This window comes from Acinetobacter sp. N1-1 (assembly GCF_056711485.1).
In genome coordinates, this window is sequence record NZ_JBWXUO010000012.1 from 819,315 (window position 1) to 839,630 (window position 20,316).

At 40.3% G+C, this 20,316-nt stretch carries 35 protein-coding genes and 1 pseudogene; 31 read left to right on the top strand and 5 right to left on the bottom strand.

The features are described 5' to 3' along the window. Positions 1–15: 15 nt before the first annotated feature. Positions 16–795: a ribosome biogenesis GTP-binding protein YihA/YsxC gene (yihA, locus tag AC1MPL_RS04070; RefSeq protein ID WP_479764455.1), complete on the bottom strand. Its 780-nt coding sequence runs from the start codon at positions 793–795 to the stop codon at positions 16–18. 221 nt (positions 796–1,016) lie between these two features. On the opposite strand from yihA, the gene AC1MPL_RS04075 reads away from it, so the two are divergent. The 30 genes and pseudogenes from AC1MPL_RS04075 to AC1MPL_RS04220 all read left to right on the top strand — a co-directional run bounded on the left by AC1MPL_RS04075 (position 1,017) and on the right by AC1MPL_RS04220 (position 15,918). Beyond that, entirely contained in the window at positions 1,017–1,760 is a 744-nt protein-coding gene (locus AC1MPL_RS04075; RefSeq protein ID WP_479764457.1) for a type 1 glutamine amidotransferase, read from the top strand. Positions 1,761–1,980: 220 nt separating this feature from the next. Then, on the top strand, positions 1,981–2,292 hold the full coding sequence (gene rpsJ, locus AC1MPL_RS04080) for a 30S ribosomal protein S10 (RefSeq protein ID WP_000070912.1): 312 nt from the start codon (positions 1,981–1,983) through the stop codon (positions 2,290–2,292). A 58-nt stretch (positions 2,293–2,350) separates the two neighbouring features. Beyond that, positions 2,351–2,989 (top strand): 50S ribosomal protein L3, encoded by a 639-nt coding sequence (gene rplC / locus AC1MPL_RS04085; RefSeq protein ID WP_023273403.1) that lies wholly within the window; start codon positions 2,351–2,353, stop codon positions 2,987–2,989. Positions 2,990–3,000: 11 nt separating this feature from the next. Next, entirely contained in the window at positions 3,001–3,603 is a 603-nt protein-coding gene (gene rplD, locus AC1MPL_RS04090; protein ID WP_237410661.1) for a 50S ribosomal protein L4, read from the top strand. Beyond that, positions 3,600–3,920: a 50S ribosomal protein L23 gene (gene rplW / locus AC1MPL_RS04095; RefSeq protein ID WP_023273401.1), complete on the top strand. Its 321-nt coding sequence runs from the start codon at positions 3,600–3,602 to the stop codon at positions 3,918–3,920. The genes rplD and rplW overlap by 4 nt, the downstream gene beginning before the upstream one ends. Before the next feature lie 11 nt (positions 3,921–3,931). Next, entirely contained in the window at positions 3,932–4,756 is an 825-nt protein-coding gene (rplB, locus tag AC1MPL_RS04100) for a 50S ribosomal protein L2 (RefSeq protein ID WP_479764460.1), read from the top strand. Between the two features lie 20 nt (positions 4,757–4,776). Further along, the gene (gene rpsS / locus AC1MPL_RS04105; RefSeq protein WP_004869548.1) at positions 4,777–5,052 is read left to right on the top strand and encodes a 30S ribosomal protein S19; all 276 of its coding nucleotides are present in this window, start codon (positions 4,777–4,779) and stop codon (positions 5,050–5,052) included. 11 nt (positions 5,053–5,063) lie between these two features. After that, positions 5,064–5,393, top strand: a complete 330-nt coding sequence (gene rplV / locus AC1MPL_RS04110) for a 50S ribosomal protein L22 (protein WP_023273399.1) — start codon at positions 5,064–5,066, stop codon at positions 5,391–5,393. A 1-nt stretch (position 5,394) separates the two neighbouring features. Then, a pseudogene (gene rpsC / locus AC1MPL_RS04115) lies at positions 5,395–6,208 on the top strand (30S ribosomal protein S3). Further along, positions 6,148–6,561, top strand: coding sequence for a 50S ribosomal protein L16 (rplP, locus tag AC1MPL_RS04120; protein ID WP_023273397.1), 414 nt, complete (start codon positions 6,148–6,150; stop codon positions 6,559–6,561). Before rpsC ends, rplP begins: the two are co-directional and overlap by 61 nt. Beyond that, the gene (gene rpmC / locus AC1MPL_RS04125) at positions 6,561–6,758 is read left to right on the top strand and encodes a 50S ribosomal protein L29 (RefSeq protein WP_023273396.1); all 198 of its coding nucleotides are present in this window, start codon (positions 6,561–6,563) and stop codon (positions 6,756–6,758) included. The genes rplP and rpmC overlap by 1 nt, the downstream gene beginning before the upstream one ends. Continuing rightward, positions 6,755–7,012 carry a 30S ribosomal protein S17 gene (gene rpsQ / locus AC1MPL_RS04130; protein ID WP_195770990.1) on the top strand — a complete coding sequence of 86 codons (258 nt, stop codon included), beginning with the start codon at positions 6,755–6,757 and terminating at the stop codon, positions 7,010–7,012. Before rpmC ends, rpsQ begins: the two co-directional genes overlap by 4 nt. An 89-nt stretch (positions 7,013–7,101) precedes the next feature. Continuing rightward, entirely contained in the window at positions 7,102–7,470 is a 369-nt protein-coding gene (gene rplN / locus AC1MPL_RS04135) for a 50S ribosomal protein L14 (RefSeq protein ID WP_023273394.1), read from the top strand. Positions 7,471–7,479: 9 nt separating this feature from the next. Beyond that, the gene (rplX, locus tag AC1MPL_RS04140; RefSeq protein WP_023273393.1) at positions 7,480–7,800 is read left to right on the top strand and encodes a 50S ribosomal protein L24; all 321 of its coding nucleotides are present in this window, start codon (positions 7,480–7,482) and stop codon (positions 7,798–7,800) included. Between the two features lie 15 nt (positions 7,801–7,815). After that, entirely contained in the window at positions 7,816–8,352 is a 537-nt protein-coding gene (gene rplE / locus AC1MPL_RS04145; protein WP_023273392.1) for a 50S ribosomal protein L5, read from the top strand. Positions 8,353–8,361: 9 nt separating this feature from the next. Then, on the top strand, positions 8,362–8,667 hold the full coding sequence (rpsN, locus tag AC1MPL_RS04150) for a 30S ribosomal protein S14 (RefSeq protein ID WP_023273391.1): 306 nt from the start codon (positions 8,362–8,364) through the stop codon (positions 8,665–8,667). 12 nt (positions 8,668–8,679) lie between these two features. Next, entirely contained in the window at positions 8,680–9,075 is a 396-nt protein-coding gene (gene rpsH, locus AC1MPL_RS04155; RefSeq protein WP_023273390.1) for a 30S ribosomal protein S8, read from the top strand. A gap of 13 nt (positions 9,076–9,088) precedes the next feature. After that, complete coding sequence (gene rplF, locus AC1MPL_RS04160; protein WP_479764464.1) at positions 9,089–9,622, top strand: 50S ribosomal protein L6; 534 nt, start codon at positions 9,089–9,091, stop codon at positions 9,620–9,622. A 14-nt stretch (positions 9,623–9,636) separates the two neighbouring features. After that, entirely contained in the window at positions 9,637–9,987 is a 351-nt protein-coding gene (gene rplR, locus AC1MPL_RS04165) for a 50S ribosomal protein L18 (RefSeq protein ID WP_023273388.1), read from the top strand. A gap of 2 nt (positions 9,988–9,989) precedes the next feature. Then, positions 9,990–10,487 (top strand): 30S ribosomal protein S5, encoded by a 498-nt coding sequence (rpsE, locus tag AC1MPL_RS04170; RefSeq protein ID WP_023273387.1) that lies wholly within the window; start codon positions 9,990–9,992, stop codon positions 10,485–10,487. Between the two features lie 6 nt (positions 10,488–10,493). Further along, positions 10,494–10,670: a 50S ribosomal protein L30 gene (gene rpmD / locus AC1MPL_RS04175; protein WP_023273386.1), complete on the top strand. Its 177-nt coding sequence runs from the start codon at positions 10,494–10,496 to the stop codon at positions 10,668–10,670. A gap of 3 nt (positions 10,671–10,673) precedes the next feature. Beyond that, on the top strand, positions 10,674–11,114 hold the full coding sequence (rplO, locus tag AC1MPL_RS04180) for a 50S ribosomal protein L15 (protein ID WP_023273385.1): 441 nt from the start codon (positions 10,674–10,676) through the stop codon (positions 11,112–11,114). A 45-nt stretch (positions 11,115–11,159) separates the two neighbouring features. Further along, positions 11,160–12,479, top strand: a complete 1,320-nt coding sequence (secY, locus tag AC1MPL_RS04185; protein ID WP_479766146.1) for a preprotein translocase subunit SecY — start codon at positions 11,160–11,162, stop codon at positions 12,477–12,479. A 21-nt stretch (positions 12,480–12,500) separates the two neighbouring features. Next, the gene (rpmJ, locus tag AC1MPL_RS04190) at positions 12,501–12,617 is read left to right on the top strand and encodes a 50S ribosomal protein L36 (protein ID WP_000867907.1); all 117 of its coding nucleotides are present in this window, start codon (positions 12,501–12,503) and stop codon (positions 12,615–12,617) included. A gap of 108 nt (positions 12,618–12,725) precedes the next feature. Then, positions 12,726–13,082: a 30S ribosomal protein S13 gene (gene rpsM, locus AC1MPL_RS04195; RefSeq protein WP_237415637.1), complete on the top strand. Its 357-nt coding sequence runs from the start codon at positions 12,726–12,728 to the stop codon at positions 13,080–13,082. 19 nt (positions 13,083–13,101) lie between these two features. Then, positions 13,102–13,488: a 30S ribosomal protein S11 gene (gene rpsK, locus AC1MPL_RS04200; RefSeq protein WP_023273382.1), complete on the top strand. Its 387-nt coding sequence runs from the start codon at positions 13,102–13,104 to the stop codon at positions 13,486–13,488. Positions 13,489–13,500: 12 nt separating this feature from the next. After that, positions 13,501–14,124, top strand: coding sequence for a 30S ribosomal protein S4 (rpsD, locus tag AC1MPL_RS04205; RefSeq protein WP_023273381.1), 624 nt, complete (start codon positions 13,501–13,503; stop codon positions 14,122–14,124). A gap of 18 nt (positions 14,125–14,142) precedes the next feature. Beyond that, a complete protein-coding gene (locus AC1MPL_RS04210; RefSeq protein WP_023273380.1) occupies positions 14,143–15,150 on the top strand; it encodes a DNA-directed RNA polymerase subunit alpha in 1,008 nt (335 codons plus the stop codon). A gap of 18 nt (positions 15,151–15,168) precedes the next feature. Then, complete coding sequence (rplQ, locus tag AC1MPL_RS04215) at positions 15,169–15,546, top strand: 50S ribosomal protein L17 (RefSeq protein WP_195770998.1); 378 nt, start codon at positions 15,169–15,171, stop codon at positions 15,544–15,546. Between the two features lie 114 nt (positions 15,547–15,660). Next, entirely contained in the window at positions 15,661–15,918 is a 258-nt protein-coding gene (locus AC1MPL_RS04220) for an FAD assembly factor SdhE (protein WP_479764468.1), read from the top strand. A 524-nt stretch (positions 15,919–16,442) separates the two neighbouring features. Here AC1MPL_RS04220 and AC1MPL_RS04225 read toward each other — a convergent pair. The 4 genes from AC1MPL_RS04225 to AC1MPL_RS04240 form a co-directional block, all read right to left on the bottom strand. Then, positions 16,443–16,709 carry a hypothetical protein gene (locus tag AC1MPL_RS04225; RefSeq protein ID WP_479764470.1) on the bottom strand — a complete coding sequence of 89 codons (267 nt, stop codon included), beginning with the start codon at positions 16,707–16,709 and terminating at the stop codon, positions 16,443–16,445. Between the two features lie 17 nt (positions 16,710–16,726). Further along, positions 16,727–16,933 carry a YheV family putative zinc ribbon protein gene (locus tag AC1MPL_RS04230; RefSeq protein WP_479764472.1) on the bottom strand — a complete coding sequence of 69 codons (207 nt, stop codon included), beginning with the start codon at positions 16,931–16,933 and terminating at the stop codon, positions 16,727–16,729. A gap of 37 nt (positions 16,934–16,970) precedes the next feature. Then, on the bottom strand, positions 16,971–19,010 hold the full coding sequence (locus tag AC1MPL_RS04235; RefSeq protein WP_479764474.1) for a M3 family metallopeptidase: 2,040 nt from the start codon (positions 19,008–19,010) through the stop codon (positions 16,971–16,973). A gap of 97 nt (positions 19,011–19,107) precedes the next feature. Beyond that, positions 19,108–19,644 carry an HPP family protein gene (locus AC1MPL_RS04240; RefSeq protein ID WP_479764476.1) on the bottom strand — a complete coding sequence of 179 codons (537 nt, stop codon included), beginning with the start codon at positions 19,642–19,644 and terminating at the stop codon, positions 19,108–19,110. Positions 19,645–19,740: 96 nt separating this feature from the next. Between AC1MPL_RS04240 and AC1MPL_RS04245 the strand changes: the two genes are divergently transcribed. Next, a complete protein-coding gene (locus AC1MPL_RS04245; RefSeq protein ID WP_479764478.1) occupies positions 19,741–20,292 on the top strand; it encodes a TetR/AcrR family transcriptional regulator in 552 nt (183 codons plus the stop codon). Positions 20,293–20,316 lie beyond the last annotated feature (24 nt).

The window sequence follows — 20,316 nt, forward strand, 5'->3', positions numbered from 1 at the left end:
AGCATGCCTTTTTATTTATTCGCTAACATCATCCTCTGTAGCAAGAGGAATTTGATCAATATCAATACCATCGAGGTTTTTATTAAGTGTGTAATTTAATCGTCCAGCCATAACAGAAGCAAGCTCTTCTAAGCCTATTTTATTTAATGATGAAAATAGCTGAATAGAAAATGATAGTTTCATTTTCTTTAGTTGTTGCTTTACTTCTAAAAGTGTTTTGTTGGCAGGTCCACGATTAAGCTTATCTGCTTTAGTTAGAAGAATATGTACAAATAACTTTCTAGAATATGCCCACTCTAACATCATTAAATCGAAATGTTGTAAAGGGTGGCGAATATCCATAAGAAGGACGAGGCCTTGTAGGCTTTGTCTATGAATCAGGTAATTTTCTAACTCTTTTTGCCATACAATTTTCATTGCTTCGGGAACAGCTGCATATCCATATCCAGGTAGGTCAACAAGGCGCTGATCGGGATTACCTAAGCTAAAGAAGTTGATCATTTGGGTTCGGCCGGGCTTTTTTGATGCACGTGCCAACTGTCTTTGATTGGTCAGTGCATTGATCGCACTAGATTTGCCTGCATTCGAGCGGCCTGCAAAAGCAATTTCGTAGCCACTATCTTCCACACATAAGTTGAGCTTAGGTGCACTCATGAGGAATTCAGCTTTTCTGAGCCAGTTTAAACTCTGCGTTGCATATTCAGTGATTGCAGGGTCAGATTTCTTTTCGTAGCTGATTTTTTGTTTAGGGGCAAGTTTTGCTTTTGTGTCTTTCGACTTCGCATAGCGATGCATATACAATTCACGGCAAATAACAATTTGTTTGTAGTATAAAGCAAATTGTTAAGCGACTACTAATTTCTTATTCTGCTTTTTTATGCATACGTTTATGATGAATAACCTATGAAATCTAATTTATTGTGATTTCTTCAGCATGTAAGATTTCTGTAAGTTTTTATAATCTTGGCTCTTTTTTTGCACTAATAGTGATAGTGAAAGCAAAAAAGGCCGAAACTATGAAACATAAATTAAGAGTGCATTATTTTCAGCATATTCTTGGTGAGGGGTTTGGAAGTTGCTACAATTTTTTAAGACAGAGTGATGCAATTATTACAGCAACCGAATTTTTTGCATTGCCACCTGACGTTGCTTTGGATATAGATGCATTGCCATGTGTAGATGATGTTGATTTAATCATTGTTATGGGTGGAAGAATGAGTGTTCATGATGAGCACCTGTATCCTTGGCTTAAAATTGAAAAGCGGTGGTTAAGGCGTTATTTAGCACAAAAGAAGCCTGCTATAGGCTTATGTCTAGGAGGGCAGCTAATTGCCAATGCAGTGGGGAGTCAAGTCGCGCTATCTCATCAGATAGAAGTTGGGTGGATTGATGTGAATAAGGTTCAAAATTTGGGAGAATCTTACTTTGAATTTCCAGAACAGATAAGAGTGATATCTTGGCATAAAGAGTATTTTGAAATACCGAGAGGCGCTATTCAGTTAGCATCTAGTCGCCATTGTCTGAATCAAGCATTTCAATTGGGTACTAATGTTTTGGCATTTCAGTTTCATCCTGAAATTACACCTAATGTATTAAAGCTCTTTATTGATGATGAAGTGAATATGGGTGAAAGTGTTTTTATACAAAAAGATGCAGATATATTTGAACAGGAGGTATCGCAAGGTAATTTTTTGCCTGGCAATAAACTTGTAGAACAGGCAATTTCTTTTGTTATGCGTGATAAAAGTATATTTATTTAAATTAGAAAAAAAATTTGCTTAATCGTTAAACAGTGGTTATAATAAATCACCTTCAAAAAGAAGGGTGGCTATTTCTTCAAGTTAAGTAAAATAGCCATATCGTGACAGTCATGGCATCGATCATGACCTTAGTGATTTTCACTGCCCTTGACACTTACCAATAATAGGTGAGATGCGTCATGGGTGATTCTTTACATATTTTGGCTTGGAGTTTACTGGTATGTCTAACCAGAGAATCCGTATCCGTCTTAAGTCTTTTGATCATCGTCTGATTGATCAATCTGCTCAAGAGATCGTAGAAACCGCTAAGCGTACTGGCGCACAAGTGTGTGGTCCAATCCCGATGCCTACTCGCATCGAACGCTTCAACGTTCTTACTTCACCGCACGTAAATAAAGATGCGCGTGATCAGTATGAAATTCGCACTTACAAACGTTTGATCGATATCGTTCAACCAACAGACAAAACTGTTGATGCATTGATGAAATTGGATCTTGCAGCTGGTGTGGACGTTCAGATCGCATTGGGATAAAAGGCTTGTCGGTTGATTAACTCTGTTAATTAAGCCGCATTTTAAGAGGTTTACACACATGGCTATTGGTTTAGTCGGTCGTAAGTGCGGTATGACCCGTATCTTTACGGAAGCCGGCGTTTCTGTGCCAGTTACAGTGATTGAAGTTGATCCAAATCGTATCACTCAAATCAAAACACTTGAAACTGATGGTTATCAAGCTGTTCAAGTAACAACTGGCGAACGTCGTGAATCACGCGTAACAAACGCTCAAAAAGGTCACTATGCAAAAGCTGGTGTTGCAGCTGGTCGTTTAGTGAAAGAATTCCGTGTAACGGAAGCTGAGCTTGAAGGTCGCGAAATTGGTGGAACTATCGGTGTTGATTTGTTCGCAGTTGGTCAAGTAGTTGACGTAACTGGTCAATCAAAAGGTAAAGGTTTCCAAGGTGGTGTTAAGCGTTGGAACTTCCGTACGCAAGACGCAACTCACGGTAACTCTGTATCTCACCGTGCTTTAGGTTCTACAGGTCAAAACCAAACTCCTGGACGCGTATTTAAAGGCAAAAAAATGCCTGGTCACCTAGGTGATGATCGCGTAACAGTTCAAGGTCTTGAGATTGTATCTATTGACGCTGAGCGCTCAGTACTTGTTGTTAAGGGTGCTATCCCTGGTTCAACTGGTGGTGACGTTGTAGTTCGTCCTACTATCAAGGCTTGAGGGGAAATAACGTGAATTTACAAACTGTTTCCGGCTCTGCTGTTGAGTTGTCTGAAGTTGCTTTCGGACGTGAATTTAATGAAGCGCTTGTACACCAAGTGGTAACAGCTTATTTAGCTGGTGGCCGTCAAGGTTCTCGTGCTCAAAAATCACGTGGCGAAGTTTCTGGTGGTGGTAAAAAACCATTCCGTCAAAAAGGTACTGGCCGTGCGCGTGCTGGTTCTATTCGTAGCCCAATCTGGGTTGGCGGTGGTAAAACATTTGCTGCTCGTCCACAAGACTGGTCTCAAAAAGTTAACCGTAAAATGTATCGCGGTGCTATGCAATGTATTCTTGCTGAGCTTGTTCGCCAAGAACGCTTAGTATTGGTTGAAGATGTGCAGGTTGCTGCGCCTAAGACTAAAGAATTGCTAGCTAAACTAAACGAATTGAACGCTCCGCGTGCATTGATCGTAACTGATGCAGTGGAAGAGAACTTATATCTTGCAGCTCGCAACTTACCGCACGTTGATGTGGTAGACGCAACTGCAATCGATCCTGTTAGCTTGATTGCGTTTGATAAGGTTGTGATGTCTGTAGCTGCTGCTAAGAAAATTGAGGTAGAACTCGGATGAACAACGAACGTATCTATCAAGTCCTACGTGGACCAGTATTCTCAGAAAAAGCACAAGTTTTAGGCGAAACTGCTGGTGTTCAAGTTTTTAAAGTTGACTTAAATGCAACTAAACTTGAAGTTAAAAAAGCGGTTGAGCAACTTTTTGGTGTGGAAGTTGTTAAAGTAAATACAACGATCACTAAAGGTAAAACAAAGCGCTTTGGTAAGACATTAGGACGTCGTTCTGATGTTAAAAAAGCATACGTCACCCTGAAAGCTGGCCAAGATGTTGAAATGGCTGACTTGGGCGATACCGCTGAAAACACAGCGGAATAAGGACGAAAATTATGCCGATTCAAAAATGTAAGCCAACGTCTCCAGGACGTCGCTTTGTAGAGAAAGTGGTTCATAACCATCTTCACAAAGGTCGCCCTTTTGCTGCGTTGGTAGAAAGCAAAAAGAAATCTGGTGGTCGTAATAATAACGGTCATATTACTACTCGTCACGTTGGCGGTGGTCATAAACAACATTACCGTATTGTTGACTTTAAACGTAACAAAGATGGTATTCCTGCTACTGTAGAGCGTATTGAATACGATCCTAACCGTACAGCACATATTGCTTTATTGAAATATGCTGATGGTGAGCGTCGTTATATTATTGCTCCTAAGGGCTTGCGTGCTGGTGATAAAGTACAATCTGGAAACGATGCTCCAATTCGTCCAGGTAACTGCTTACCACTTCGTAATATGCCAATCGGTTCTACACTTCACAATATTGAGTTGAAAATTGGTAAGGGCGCACAATTAGTTCGTTCTGCTGGTACTTCATCACAATTATTGGGTCGTGATGGTTCTTATGCAATTATTCGTCTGCGTTCAGGCGAAATGCGTAAAGTTCATGTTGAATGTCGTGCTGTAATCGGTGAAGTATCTAACCAAGAAAGCAACTTGCGCTCTCTAGGTAAAGCTGGTGCTTCTCGCTGGCGCGGTGTTCGTCCTACCGTACGTGGTATGGCAATGAACCCGGTTGATCACCCGCATGGTGGTGGTGAAGGGCGTAACAAGGGTATTCAACCTGTAAGCCCATGGGGTCAAAAAGCTAAAGGGTACAAAACACGTACCAATAAGCGTACGACTAAGATGATTATTCGCGACCGTCGCGTTAAGTAACAAGTAAAGGAATCTGACTAATGCCTCGTTCATTGAAAAAAGGCCCATTCGTCGATGCGCACTTGTTCGCTAAGGTTGAAGCGGCTGTTGCTAGTAATTCTCGCAAGCCGATCAAAACTTGGTCTCGTCGTTCGATGATCCTCCCAGACTTTGTTGGTTTAACAATTTCTGTTCACAATGGCCGTAACCATGTTCCAGTAATTGTTTCTGAACATATGGTTGGTCATAAACTCGGTGAATTCGCGCCAACTCGTACCTATCGTGGTCACGGTGTTGATAAGAAATCTAAACGTTAATAGGTGCTATGATGGAAGTTACTGCAAAACTACGCGGTGCCGCTATCTCGGCACAAAAGGCGCGTTTGGTTGCTGATCAAGTCCGTGGTAAATCAGTTGCACGTGCGCTTGATATTTTGAACTTTAGCAACAAGAAAGCAGCTACTCTAGTGAAAAAAGCACTAGAATCTGCAATCGCAAACGCTGAACATAACAATAGCTTAGATGTTGATGATCTGACAGTTACAACAATCTTTGTTGACGAAGGTATGAGCCTAAAACGTATCATGCCTCGTGCAAAAGGTCGTGCGGATCGTATTACTAAGCGTACTTGTCACATCACCGTTAAGGTAGGGGTTTGATATGGGTCAGAAGGTTCATCCAATCGGTATCCGCCTAGGTGTTGTGAAACGTCATAACGCTAACTGGTATGCGAATCCGAAACAATATTCAGAATATTTACTAAAAGACCTACAAGTTCGTGAGTTTTTAACTAAAAAACTTAAGAGCGCAATGGTAAGTAAAATTCTTATCGAGCGTCCTACAGGCGCTGCTAAAATTACAATTAGCACAGCTCGTCCTGGTATCGTTATTGGTAAAAAAGGCGAAGATATTGAGAAATTACAGCGTGAACTTACTCAAATTATGGGTGTTCCTGCGCAAGTAGTTATCAATGAAGTTGATCGCCCTGACCTTGACGCGCGTTTAGTTGCTGAAGGTATCGCTTCTCAACTAGAAAAACGTGTAATGTTCCGTCGTGCTATGAAGCGTGCGGTTCAAAATACAATGCGTGCTGGTGCTAAAGGTATCAAAGTTGAGGTTTCTGGTCGTTTAGGCGGTGCTGAAATCGCACGTACTGAGTGGTATCGTGAAGGACGTGTTCCATTGCATACACTTCGTGCAGATATTGACTATGCGACTATGCGTGCCGAAACAACTTACGGTACGATTGGCGTTAAAGTTTGGATTTTCCGCGGTGAAATCTTAGGTGGCATGAAACAAGTCATGAACCCTGCACCACAAGAAGAGCGTCCAGCTAAACGTGGTCGTGGTCGTGAAGGTCAAGAGCGTCGTGGTCGTCGCAATGATCGTTCTGCTGCTAAAGGAGAATAATTCATGTTGCAACCTAAACGTACGAAATTCCGTAAAGTGCAAAAAGGCCGTAACACTGGTCTAGCTCATCGCGGAAGTACAGTATCATTTGGTACAATTGCACTTAAATCCGTTGAACGTGGTCGTATGACCGCTCGTCAGATCGAAGCTGCACGTCGTACCATTAGCCGTCGCGTTAAGCGTGGTGGTAAAATCTACATTCGTGTATTCCCAGACAAGCCAATTACTGAAAAACCTTTAGAAGTTCGTATGGGTAAAGGTAAAGGTAGTGTTGAATACTGGGTTAGCGAGATTAAGCCAGGTAAGATCCTGTACGAAATGGAAGGTGTAAGCGAAGAATTAGCGCGTGAAGCATTTACTTTAGCTGCTGCTAAACTTCCGTTTAAAACCGCTATCGTGACTCGGACGGTAATGTAATGAAAACTAAAGATCTACGTGAAAAATCGGTAGAAGAGTTGAAAACTTTGCTTGATGAGCAACAGTTAAATCAATTCCGTCTTCGTATGGCGCAAGCAACTGGTCAGTTGGGTAAATCACACGAAGTTGGGGTTGCTCGTAAGACAGTTGCTCGCATAAAGACACTCCTTACCGAAAAACAGGGGAACGGACAATGAGTGAAAATACAGTCCGCACGTTAACTGGCAAAGTTGTAAGTGACAAAATGGAGAAATCTATTGTTGTGCTTATTGAGCGCCGAGTTCAACACCCGTTGTATGGCAAATCACTTCGCCGTTCAACAAAATTACACGCTCATGATGAGAATAATGTTGCTAAAATTGGCGATGTTGTAACCATTAAAGAAAGCCGCCCAATTTCTAAAACTAAAGCTTGGACTTTAGTGGAAGTAGTTGAAGCAGCTGCTGAGTAATTAGTTCTTGTTGCATCATTGGTCAATTTCGAGTACGCTATGCGTCTTTCGAAATTGTGACCGGTGATGCTCGGTTTTGGAGTAGGGCAATGATTCAAACCGAAACGATGCTCGACGTAGCAGACAACAGTGGTGCACGCCGCGTACAATGTATTAAAGTACTAGGTGGTTCACATCGTCGTTATGCTTCTGTTGGCGACATTATTAAAGTTACTGTAAAAGAAGCAATTCCGCGTGGCCGTGTTAAAAAAGGCGACGTGATGAATGCGGTTGTAGTTCGTACAAAATTCGGTATTCGTCGTCCAGACGGCTCTTTGATCCGTTTTGATGACAACGCTGCAGTTTTGTTGAATACAAACAAAGCTCCGATTGCTACCCGTATCTTTGGACCAGTGACTCGTGAACTTCGTACTGAACAGTTCATGAAAATTATTTCATTGGCTCCTGAAGTTCTATAAGAGGCAATCATGGCTAAGATCAGAAAAGGCGATCAAATTATTGTGATCGCAGGTAAAGAAAAAGGCAAACAAGGTACTGTTTTGTCTGTTTCGAATGACCGTGTTAAGGTTGAAGGCCTTAACTTAGTGAAGAAACACCAAAAGCCAAACCGTGTAACTGGCGCTGAAGGCGGTATTGTTACTCAAGAGGCTTCTCTTCATATCTCAAACGTGGCAATTTTAAATGCTACAACCCAAAAGGCTGACCGTGTTGGTTACCAACGTGATGAAAATGGCGTGAAATCTCGCGTTTATAAATCAAATGGTGAATCAGTGGCGGTAGCGAAGTAATAGGTTGAAAAGGCAATGGCCAGACTTAAAACACGTTATAACGACGAACTTAAGGCAAAGTTGAAAGAAGAACTTGGCCTTTCGAATGTGATGGAAATTCCTCGCATTACTAAAATCACTCTAAACATGGGTGTAGGTGCTGCTGCTGCTGATAAGAAATTATTAGATGGCGCATTATCTGATATGCAAGCAATTGCTGGTCAAAAACCAGTACTTACGCTTGCACGTAAATCGATCGCAGGTTTCAAAATCCGTGATGGTTGGCCAATCGGTTGTAAAGTTACTTTACGCGGCGAACATATGTACGAATTCTTGGACCGTTTGATTTCAATCACAATTCCTCGTATCCGTGACTTCCGTGGTTTCTCAGCGAAATCATTTGATGGTCGTGGTAACTACTCAATGGGATTGAAAGAACAAATCGTTTTCCCTGAAATCGATTTTGACAAGATTGATCGTATTCGTGGTATGGATATTACTATTACTACGACTGCTCGCACCGATGACGAAGGCCGTGCGCTTATGCGTGCATTCGGCTTCCCGTTCAAATAAGAGGTCGATATGGCTAAGAAAGGTATGGTTAATCGCGAATTAAAGCGCGAAAAAACAGTTGCTAAATTTGCTGCAAAACGTGCTGAATTAAAAGCAACGATTGCAAATGTAAATGCTAGCGATGAAGAGCGTTTCGAAGCAATGCTAAAATTACAAGCATTGCCGCGTAATGCATCTCCTGTACGTCTTCGCAACCGTTGTGGTTTAACTGGTCGTCCTCATGGTTACTTCCGTAAGTTTGGCTTAAGCCGTAATAAACTACGTGATACAGTAATGCAAGGTGATGTGCCGGGCGTTGTGAAAGCTAGCTGGTAAGGGGCGACTATAATGAGTATGCAAGATACCGTTGCCGACATGCTAACACGTGTTCGTAACGCACAAATGGCTAAGAAAGAAACTGTTTCTATGCCAAGCTCTAAACTAAAAGTTTCTATTGCAAACGTATTAGAGCAAGAAGGTTATGTTTCAAATGTAGAAGTTGCTGATAATGAAGGCAAAGCTACATTAACAATTACCTTAAAATATTTTGAAGGCAAACCAGTTATTGAAACTGTGAAACGTGTAAGCCGTCCAGGTTTACGCCAATATCGCGGTAAAGATAAAATTCCTAGCGTTAAGCAAGGTTTAGGTATTGCAATTGTTTCTACAAGCAAAGGCATCATGACTGATCGCGCTGCACGTGCTGCAGGTATCGGTGGTGAAGTTATTGCTTTTGTTTCTTAATAGGTGATTCCTCATGTCTCGTGTGGCTAAAGCCCCAGTAACTCTACCAAATGGTGTAGAAGTTACTCAGAACGGCCGGCAGGTCGTAGTGAAAGGCAGTAAAGGTACTCTGTCTTTCAACCTGCATGCGCTGGTCGAGCTAAAACAGGAAGAAGGTAAACTTCACCTTGCTCCGTTAAAAGACTCGCAAGATGCTTGGATGCAAGCTGGTACTGCTCGCGCTGTGTTAAACAACCTTGTGAAAGGTGTAAACGAAGGCTTCGAACGCAAACTACAATTAGTTGGCGTTGGTTACAAAGCTGTGGTTAAAGGAAACGTAGTTAATCTTAACTTAGGTTTCTCTCACCCAATCGATTACACATTGCCTGAAGGTGTAACTGCAGAAACTCCAATTCCAACTGAAGTATTGCTAAAATCAGCAGACAAACAGTTGTTAGGTCAAGTAGCTGCAAATATCCGTGCATACCGTGCTCCTGAACCATACAAAGGTAAAGGTGTTCGTTATTCGGATGAAGTTATTCTTCGTAAAGAAGCTAAGAAGAAATAGGGCGCGAGGTTCTTATGAACGAAAAGAAACAATCCCGTTTGCGTCGTGCGAAAAGCACACGCTTGCACATTCGTGCATTGGGTGCGACTCGTTTGTGTGTAAATCGCACTCCGCGTCACATCTATGCTCAAGTTATCTCAGCAGATGGTGGAAAAGTATTAGCACAAGCTTCTACTTTAGATGCATCTTTACGTAGTAATACTACTGGTAACGTTGAAGCAGCGACTAAAGTTGGTGCTTTAATTGCGGAACGCGCAAAAGCAGCAGGTATTACAAAAGTTGCATTTGACCGTTCTGGTTTTAAATATCATGGTCGTATTAAAGCCTTGGCTGATGCTGCCCGTGAAGGCGGCTTGGAGTTCTAATCATGGCGAAAGTTGAACAAAACGAAGGTCTCGTTGAGAAGCTGGTTGCCGTTGATCGTGTAGCCAAGGTTGTTAAAGGTGGTCGTATTTTCTCTTTCACAGCATTAACTGTGGTAGGTGATGGTAACGGTCGTGTTGGTTTTGGTCGTGGTAAAGCACGTGAAGTTCCTGCTGCTATTTCTAAAGCACTTGAAGCTGCTCGTCGTAACATGATTACTGTTGACTTAGACGGAAACACTTTACAACACCCTGTGAATGCTCGTCATGGCGCAAGTCGTGTATATATGCAACCTGCTTCTGAAGGTACTGGTGTAATTGCTGGTGGTGCTATGCGCGCTGTTTTAGAGGCGGCTGGTGTACATAACGTACTTGCTAAATGTTATGGTTCTACAAATGCTGCTAACGTAGTAAACGCGACTTTTAATGGTCTGCGTGATATGACTTCTCCTGAGAAAGTCGCTGCGAAACGTGGTAAAACAGTAGAAGAAATTCAAGGGTAATCAATCATGAAAACGATTAAAGTTACCCAGATCAAATCTTCTTCGCATCGTTTGAAAAATCACAAACTTTGCCTACAAGGTTTGGGTCTGCGTCGCATCGGTCATACTGTAGAAGTGCAAGATACTCCTTCTAACCGTGGTATGATCAATCAAGTCTACTATATGGTTAGTGTAGAGGAATAAGCCATGACTCTGCGTTTAAATGAATTATCACCTGCAGAAGGTGCTAAACGTGAACACCGTCGTCTTGGTCGCGGTATCGGATCTGGTGTTGGTAAGACAGGTGGTCGCGGTATTAAAGGTCAAAACTCACGTAAAAGCGGTGGCGTTCGTCCAGGTTTTGAAGGTGGTCAAACAGCGATTTATCGTCGTTTACCAAAATTTGGTTTTACAAGCCAAATGGCACTTAAAACTGCTGAAGTACGTGTTTCTGAATTAAATAAAGTTGAAGGCGATATCGTTAGCCTAGAGACTTTAAAAGCTGCAAACGTTGTACGTCATGACCAATTGCGTGCTCGTATCGTACTTTCTGGTGAAGTAACTCGTGCATTTACCGTTAAGGGTGTTGCATTGACTAAAGGCGCTAAAGCTGCTGTTGAAGCTGCTGGCGGTAAAGTCGAGGAGTAATTACGAGTGTCTATGTCTCCTAGTTCTTCAGGTCATGTCCACATGATGAAAGGCCAACCATTTCATGTGAAATATCGTGAAATCATCCGTCGCATGGTGTTCCTTATCTGTGCACTATTGGTTTTTCGACTAGGATCGCATATTCCCGTACCAGGCATTAATAATGCAGCGCTTGAGCACTTATTTAATGCAAATCAAGGAACAATTCTTGGTTTATTTAATATGTTCTCTGGCGGTGCATTACAACGAATGTCTATTCTTGCTTTAGGAATTATGCCGTATATTTCTGCATCTATTATTGTGCAGTTAATGTCAACGGTTATTCCTTCGCTCGAAGCTTTGAAAAAAGAAGGTGAGCAAGGTAAGCGTAAAATTAACCAGTACACGCGTCAAGGCACACTTATTTTAGGTGTTGTTCAAGCAGTAGGTATGTGTGCAGGTTTGATTAGTCAAGGTATTACCTTAACATCAGGCTTGGAATTTTATATTCCTGCAGTTACATCTTTAATAGCTGGAACAATGTTCCTGATGTGGCTTGGAGAGCAAATTACTGAACGTGGAGTCGGTAATGGTATCTCTATGATTATTTTTGCAGGGATTGTGGCAAACTTGCCAAATATTGCATTGCAGTCTTTCTCATCAGTTGAAAATGGTCAAACAAGTCTTATTGGTGTTGCAATTTTAGCTTTAATTGCATTGGCAGTTATGGTTGCTATTGTATTTATTGAAAAAGCCCAGCGTCGAATTGCAGTTAATTATGCGCAAAAGCAACAAGGTCGTCGTATTTTTACGGCACAGCAAACACACTTGCCATTAAAAATTAATATGGCAGGGGTGATCCCAGCCATTTTTGCTAGTTCATTGCTGTTATTTCCAGCAAGTCTTGGTCAATGGGTAGGGAGTGCTGATCCAAATGCTGGCGTAGTCAAACGCTCATTGCAAGATTTGGCACTTGTTTTATCGCCTGGACATACTTTGTATTTGGTGCTCTTTGGTGCGTTAATTATCTTTTTCTGTTATTTTTATACGGCATTAGTTTTTAGTCCTAAAGAAGTATCAGAGAACTTAAAACGCAGCGGAGCTTATGTGCCTGGTATACGCCCAGGTGAGCAAACTGCTCGTTATTTAGATCATATTCTCAATCGTTTGACATTTATTGGTGCTGTATATATTACTGCAATTTGTTTAATGCCAATGATTCTGCAAAGTTCATTTGGTATGACGATGAATGTAGGTGGTACATCGCTACTAATCGTTGTAGTTGTTGTGATGGATTTTATGGCTCAATTGCAGTCACATTTAACATCTCATCAATATGACAATCAAACATTGATGAAAAAAACGACTGCTCATCCTAAGGGATAAGCGCACTTAGAGGTTTTCATCATGAAAGTACAAGCTTCTGTAAAGAAAATTTGTGGTAGCTGTAAAGTTATCCGTCGTAATGGGGTTATTCGCGTAATTTGTAGCGCTGAACCTCGTCATAAGCAGCGTCAAGGTTAATAAAATAACTTAGACTGTTGATTTCAGTAGGCGAATTGAGTTAATATCCGCCCCTTAAAGATTTTAATGGGCGGTTAGTCAACTCAACTGCCTTTTTGGAGAAAGTGAATGGCTCGTATTGCCGGTGTAAACATTCCGGATAACAAGCATGCTGTTATCTCCCTCACGTACATTTTTGGTGTTGGTCGTCACACTGCGGAAACTATTCTTGCAGCTGCTGGCATTGCAAACACTACTAAAGTTCGTGATTTGGATGATGCTCAGCTTGATGCGATTCGTGCAGAAGTTGCTAAGGTTCCAACCGAAGGTGACTTACGTCGCGAAATTTCCATGAACATTAAACGTTTAATGGATTTAGGTTGCTATCGTGGCCTTCGTCATCGTCGTAGCTTGCCTGTCCGTGGTCAACGCACAAAAACTAACGCACGTACCCGTAAAGGTCCGCGCAAACCGATTAAAAAGTAAGATTTCTGGAAGCTAAAAGATGGCTAAAGATACTCGCACACGCAAGAAGGTCACACGTACCGTCTCTGAAGGTGTTGCACACATTCACGCGTCTTTTAATAACACCATTGTTACGATTACCGATCGTCAAGGTAATGCATTGGCTTGGGCCACCTCAGGTGGACAAGGCTTCCGTGGTTCACGTAAATCAACTCCGTTTGCTGCTCAGGTAGCTGCTGAAGTTGCTGGTAAAGCAGCTTTAGATTACGGTTTGAAAAACTTGGAAGTCCTTGTAAAAGGACCTGGTCCAGGTCGTGAGTCTGCGGTTCGTGCATTAGGAGCAGTGGGTTATAAGATTAGCAGCATTACCGATGTGACACCTATTCCTCACAACGGTTGCCGTCCACCTAAAAAACGTCGCGTCTAAGGAGATACATTCATGGCTCGTTATATTGGTCCAAAATGCAAACTCTCTCGTCGCGAAGGGACTGACCTACAACTTAAATCTGGCGTTAAACCATTTGACGTCAAAACTAAAAAACACGCGAAAGCACCAGGCCAACACGGTCAATCACGTGCTAAGCAATCAGAGTATTCACTACAATTACGTGAAAAACAAAAAGTACGTCGTATGTACGGTGTTTTAGAACGTCAGTTTAGTAATTACTATAAAGAAGCTGCTCGTGTTAAAGGCGCAACAGGTGAAAACTTGTTGAAACTGCTTGAAAGCCGTCTAGATAACGTTGTTTATCGCATGGGCTTTGGTTCTACACGTGCAGAAGCTCGTCAGCTAGTAAGTCACCGCTCTATCACTTTGAATGGTCGTCGCGTAAACATTGCGTCTATTCAAGTAAAAGCGGGTGATGTAGTTGCTGTACATCAAGGTGCTAAAGAACAATTGCGTATTAAAAATGCAGTTGAGCTAGCAAGCCAACGTGGCATTCCTGCTTGGGTTGAAGTTGATCACTCTAAGTTTGAAGGTACGTTCAAAGCTGCACCTGATCGTTCTGATCTACCTGCTGAAATCAATGAAAGCTTGATTGTAGAATTGTATTCTAAATAATCCTTGAGGTAGCAATAAATGACGCGTACTGCAAACGAGTTTCTAACTCCGCAAGCGATCAAGGTCGAAGCGGCAAGCGGGACCTCGGCAAAAGTGATTCTTGAACCTTTAGAGCGTGGTTTTGGCCATACTCTTGGTAATGCTTTACGTCGCATCCTACTTTCTTCTTTACCTGGCGCAGCTGTGGTTGAAGTAGAAATAGAAGGCGTCGAGCACGAGTACAGTACTTTAGAAGGCTTGCAGCAGGACATCGTCGAGCTCTTGCTGAACCTTAAAGGATTGTCGATTAAGCTGTTCGATCAAAATGAAGCATATTTAACATTAGAAAAGCAAGGGCCAGGAGATGTAACAGCTGCTGACCTTCGTTTACCACATAATGTTGAGTTGGTTAACCCTGAGCATTTGATCGGGACTTTAAGCGCTACAGGTTCATTAAAAATGCGCCTGAAAGTCGCACAAGGTCGTGGTTATGAAACATCTGACTCACGTTTCCCGGAAGGTGAAACACGTCCTGTTGGTCGTTTACAGTTAGATGCAAGTTATAGCCCAATCAATCGTGTTTCATATACTGTAGAAAATGCACGTGTGGAACAACGTACTGACCTTGATAAGTTGGTCATCGATCTTGAAACAAATGGTACGGTTGATCCTGAAGAAGCTATCCGCAAAGCGGCAACAATCTTGCAACAACAAATTGCAATTTTTGTTGACCTTCAGAAAGATCAAGCACCTGTTGCTCAAGAACCTCGCGAAGAAGTTGATCCAATATTGCTTCGTCCAGTAGATGATCTAGAGCTTACTGTTCGTTCTGCGAATTGTTTAAAAGCAGAAAATATTTACTACATTGGTGATCTCGTTCAACGCACTGAAGTTGAGTTATTAAAAACTCCAAACTTAGGTAAAAAATCGTTAACTGAGATTAAAGATGTTTTGGCATCGAAAGGTTTACAACTCGGAATGCGTCTAGAAAACTGGCCACCTGCTAGTCTTCGTATGGACGACCGTTTTGCCTATCGTAGCCGTTAATTAAGTAGGACTATCACCATGCGTCATCGTAATAGTGGTGTGAAATTAGGCCGTACAAGCAGCCATCGTAAGGCGTTGTTCCAAAATTTAACAAATGCTTTAGTTGAGCATGAGTTAATTAAAACAACTTTGCCTAAAGCGAAAGAGCTTCGTCGTGTTGCTGAGCCTTTAATCACTTTAGCTAAAAACGATACAGTAGCAAACCGCAGAATCGCGTTTGCTCGTACTCGTAATGCAGCAACTGTTGGTAAATTATTTACCGTTCTAGGCCCTCGTTATAAAGAACGTAACGGCGGTTATCTACGTGTACTTAAAGCAGGTCACCGTGCTGGAGATGCAGCACCAATGGCTTACGTTGAGTTAGTAGACCGTGAAGTTAATACTTCAGCAGAATAATTTTTTATTCTGACAAAAAGGCCGGATTTTCCGGCCTTTTTTATTGCTCTAGGGAAAATCTTAGAGTATTTATGTAAAATAATAAGATGAGCTTATTGCTATAAGGATGTAATAGTGACGGAAAGTATGACATTAATACAGAGAAAAACAATTTATAGAGCAAGAAGGGGTTTAAAAGAAATAGATGTATATTTTGATCCGTATGTTAAAAACTACTATTTGAATGCATCCTTAGATGAGCAAGTATTATTTGAAACACTTATTACTTATGAAGACCCTGATATATTAGATTGGTTGATGGAAACTTCAAAAGCTCCTACACAAGAGATGCAGAGTTTAATTATAAAGCTCAAAAAATATATACATGGCTAACTTATATTGTTCTATTAACCCTAAAAGTAAACTTGCCATTTTTGTTCAAATTTGTTGTATGGTCGGGATAAGTTATATGCTGTATCAAGTGCTTCTTATGGAGTATTGGATTGCATGCATGCTTTTATTGTGCCTTATCTATACTGTTTTTATTAGAACATTGCCTAGACTATCATCTATAGCGATATTGGATAAAAGTATTTGGACTATTCAGTTTGATAGTGGATTAGTTTTACAACTAGAGAACATTTATGTTTTAGATCATTACTTATATTTTGTGATCTATAGTAATGCTTCGAAAGCAACATATATTATTTGGAGAGATCAACTCTCTTGTGAGAATTTTAAAAAATTAAAAATAGTTTCTAAATTATATCAAGGTTCTAATTCATATGACTTAAATGACATGAAATAGTGATAAGTAGGCAAATGATTTTGTCTAAACTGTTCCTTATTCTTATAAGTATGGGTTAAGCGATATATTTTGAATACAAAGTTTATAGTAGCATGGGCAAAACCGTCGTTCATGCTACTTTTTTTATGTTTAACTTTTCCTCTGATTGTTTTAACTGAATTTCTTTAAGATGTATGATCTTATCGATCGTCTTTTGTTGTTTGAATAGCTCTTTCTTTCTTTCTTTTAGTCTTTGAATCTCATCATTAAATTTATCATGTTGTTCTTTTTGTAGAGAATATTCTGTGTTTGTAAGAGAGTGAGCATAAGAAGTATGCATTGCTACATTTATAGACAAACTTATAAAAATAAATGAAAGTATTTTTTTATACTTCATAATGACTTTCCAGTGGTCTAGTGGTTTCTAGGTTTAAATTGTATAACACCAATATCATCTTTAGGATATTGGTGTACTTGTTCTGGTGTAGGGCGATTATCAGAATAATCGCATTCAACACATTCAATCCATTCACGCTGTTCATGAGTCAGCATAATAATTCGATCGAGACTATTACATTTTGGGCATCTAACCCCTGCAATAAATCGTTTTTTTATCTTCATATTAAGCGTGACTCATTAACCAGTGTGTGCTGTCAGTTTAAGCGCTTTGTATTGTTGGTGTCCAACCTTGATGACGAAGTAATGCATCAATTTTTGGTGCTCTACCACGGAAATTGCTAAAAGCAGTTAATGCATCATATTTACCACCAACAGCAAGAATGGATGATCTAAAGTCTTGTCCTGTTTTTGTATTGAATACCCCTTCTTGTTCAAAGCGATCAAAGGCATCACTTGCTAAAACTTCTGCCCATTTATATGAGTAGTAGCCAGCAGCGTAACCGCCTGCAAAAATATGGCTAAACCCATGCTGGAAACGGTTTTCTACTGTTGTTGGCAAAACAGCAATTTGTTTACGAATATCATCAAGTGTTTTTTGAATAGATTCTGCATTTAATGCAGGAGACTTTTGATGAATCGTGAAGTCAAAAAGCGCAAACTCAAGCTGACGTAAAGTTTGCATACCTGACTGGAAAAAGCGTGCATTGAGTAGAGCATCTAATAGCTCTTGTGGGAGTGTTTCTTTGCTTTCTACATGTTCGGTCAGTTGGTCTAACGATACTTTATCCCAAGCCCAAAACTCCATAAATTGGCTTGGTAGTTCAACAGCATCCCAAGCAACACCATTTACACCTGAAACAGCAATATTATCTACTTCTGTGAGCATGTGATGTAAGCCATGTCCAAATTCATGGAAGAGAGTAATAACTTCATCATGTGTAAGTAGCGCAGGTTGGTTGCCAACCGGTGGAGTGAAATTACAGACCATATAGCAAAGAGGTTTTTGTAAGCTTTCCTTAGTTTGCATGCGTGCTCTGAAGCCATTCATCCATGCGCCACCGCGCTTACCGCTACGTGCATATAAGTCTAAATAAAAGCCTGCAATAACTTGACCATGATCTTCTATTTCATAGTATTTCACATCGGATTGCCATACAGGAGCAATTCTTTCGATAATGTCTAGGTTGTAAAGCTTTTTAACAATACTAAAGAGTCCATTAACTACTTTCGGTGCAGGGAAGTAAGGCTTGAGTTCTTCTTGAGAAAGATTGAACTGTTGTTGCTTTAATTTTTCAGAGTAATACGTTGCATCCCACGGTTGTAAGTCTTCAATACCATCTTGTAAGGCAATCGCTTTAAGCTCACTGACTTCCTGTTGAGCAGGTTGTTTGGCATGTTCAGCAAGATCGAATAAGAATTTTTCTACAGTATTTGCATCAGGTGCCATTTTACTTGCTAAAGAAAAGTCTGCGTAATGTTCAAAACCGAGTAGATTTGCTTTCTCTTGACGCAATTTTAAAATTTCTTCCATGACTTGCGTATTGTCTAACTCTGGTTGCTCAGCTTGGTCAGATGCTCTTGTAGTATAGGCGTGGTAAAGCGTTTCGCGCAATTTGCGATCTTTTGCATAGGTCATAATTGCAAGATAAGAAGGAAAGTCGAGTGTAGCAACAGGTTGTTCTAATTCTCGCTGTGCTCCATATTGCTTAAGCAGTTCAATACTACTTTCAGGTAATCCTGCTAATTCATTATGATTAAGGGGCTTAAAGTAGGCTTGTGTTGCATCAAGTACATGGTTTGAAAAGTCAGACGAAAGTTGTGAAAGTCGTGCTGAAATTTCTGCATAACGTTTTTTCTGTTCGCCTTTTAATGCAACACCTGAAAGTTTGAAATCACGTAATGCAAGACGAATTGCACTTTGCTGTGCTTCAGAACATGTTGAGAAAAGTTGACTGTCATGGAATTGTTGATAGGTTTGATATAGAACGGTATGTTGTCCCATATTTGTATAGTATTGACTAAGTTGTGGTAAAACTGCCTGATATATCTCACGAGTCTCAGCATTATTCATCACAGCATTGAGGTGAGACAGTAATCCAAATACTTCATCTAATTTATTGCTAAGTTCATCTAGTTCATTAATGACATCTTGTTGAGCCAAGTTGGCCTCAGGGACAGTTTGTAATTGATCTAAAAAAGTTTGTCCTTGATGAATTGCATTTTCAATTTGAGTTTTTAATACTGGCAATTCAATATTAGAAAAGTCGGGGGTAGGAAGTATTGCTTGTTGTAATGTCATTGAATTCACCAAAAATGATCTCTATTTATTAGATGTATGTCTGATTGCTTGAAAAATCAAGGTTAAGTATCGGATTATTTTAGAAAAGCCAAGTTTATTATTTGTTGGGTGGTGTTTTAAGCAGCCCTAGTTGATATATAGGCCATTTACTTTGACTTATTTGATGTACAGCATAGGCAATAGCAACTAATGTAACAGAGCCGAGTAATACAGGAAAAAATAAAAAACTCCAATGATATGTGATTTCATGTGCTGTAAGTAAAATAACCAATGGATTTGCACCTGCGGGAGGATGTACGCATTGAAAGAATTGCATACATGCAATAGCTAGACCAACAGCACAGGCAATGCTAAAGACAGAAGTCCCTAAAATATTTAGAAAAATTAGACCAATTGCTGCTGAAATGAAGTGTCCAAATATAATATTACGTGGTTGAGCTAACGGTGATTGTGGCGCGGCATAAAGTAGAACACAGCTCGCACCAAATGGTGCCATAATGAGTAAATGTCCTGAAAGTTGAGTGATAAATAAAAGGCTGAAAATACTGATCATGCCACCCATAAAACCATAAAAAATTTCTTTATTTGATGCTCTTGCAGGAACTTTCTCTTTACCATGAAAAATAGACTTCATATGGAATATCTCTATGTGAAAGTACAGATTTGTACTATTATATGCAGTATAGCAGTGGGTTTTTAATAAGTACAGATCTGTACTATTGGAGAGGGTATGTCTAAGTCAGCTTTAAAAATACTAGATACAGCAGAAAAACTTTTTAATGAACAAAGTTTTACAGGTGTTGGGGTCGACTTAATACGTGATATCTCTGGCTGTTCAAAAACAACACTTTATACGCATTTTAAAAATAAAAATGAACTAATAAAACAGGTGCTTAGTGTGAGAGATGCACAGTATCGTCATAGCTTAATGACGTATGTTGAAAGTCATACAAGTGAAGAAAAAGTAAATAGTATTTTAAGATGGCATTTTGAATGGTTTCAGTCTGAGTCTTTTAAAGGCTGTATGTTTGTACGTGTTGTGGGTGAATCGAATAAAACACAGGATGACTTAATTGAATATGCAAGAATACATAAAATATGGTTAAGGGATTATGTCTATCAAGCATGTGAATCATTGAGAAACTATACTGTGATCGCAGACTTGGTTTATCATATTTTAGAAGGACTTATAAGTCGATTTTTAGTAGAAGGATACGATGATACTGTTGCACAGCAAGCATATATAAATATAAATACAATGATTGCATCATTAAAGTCATAAAAATTCCGAGTACGAAATATCTTT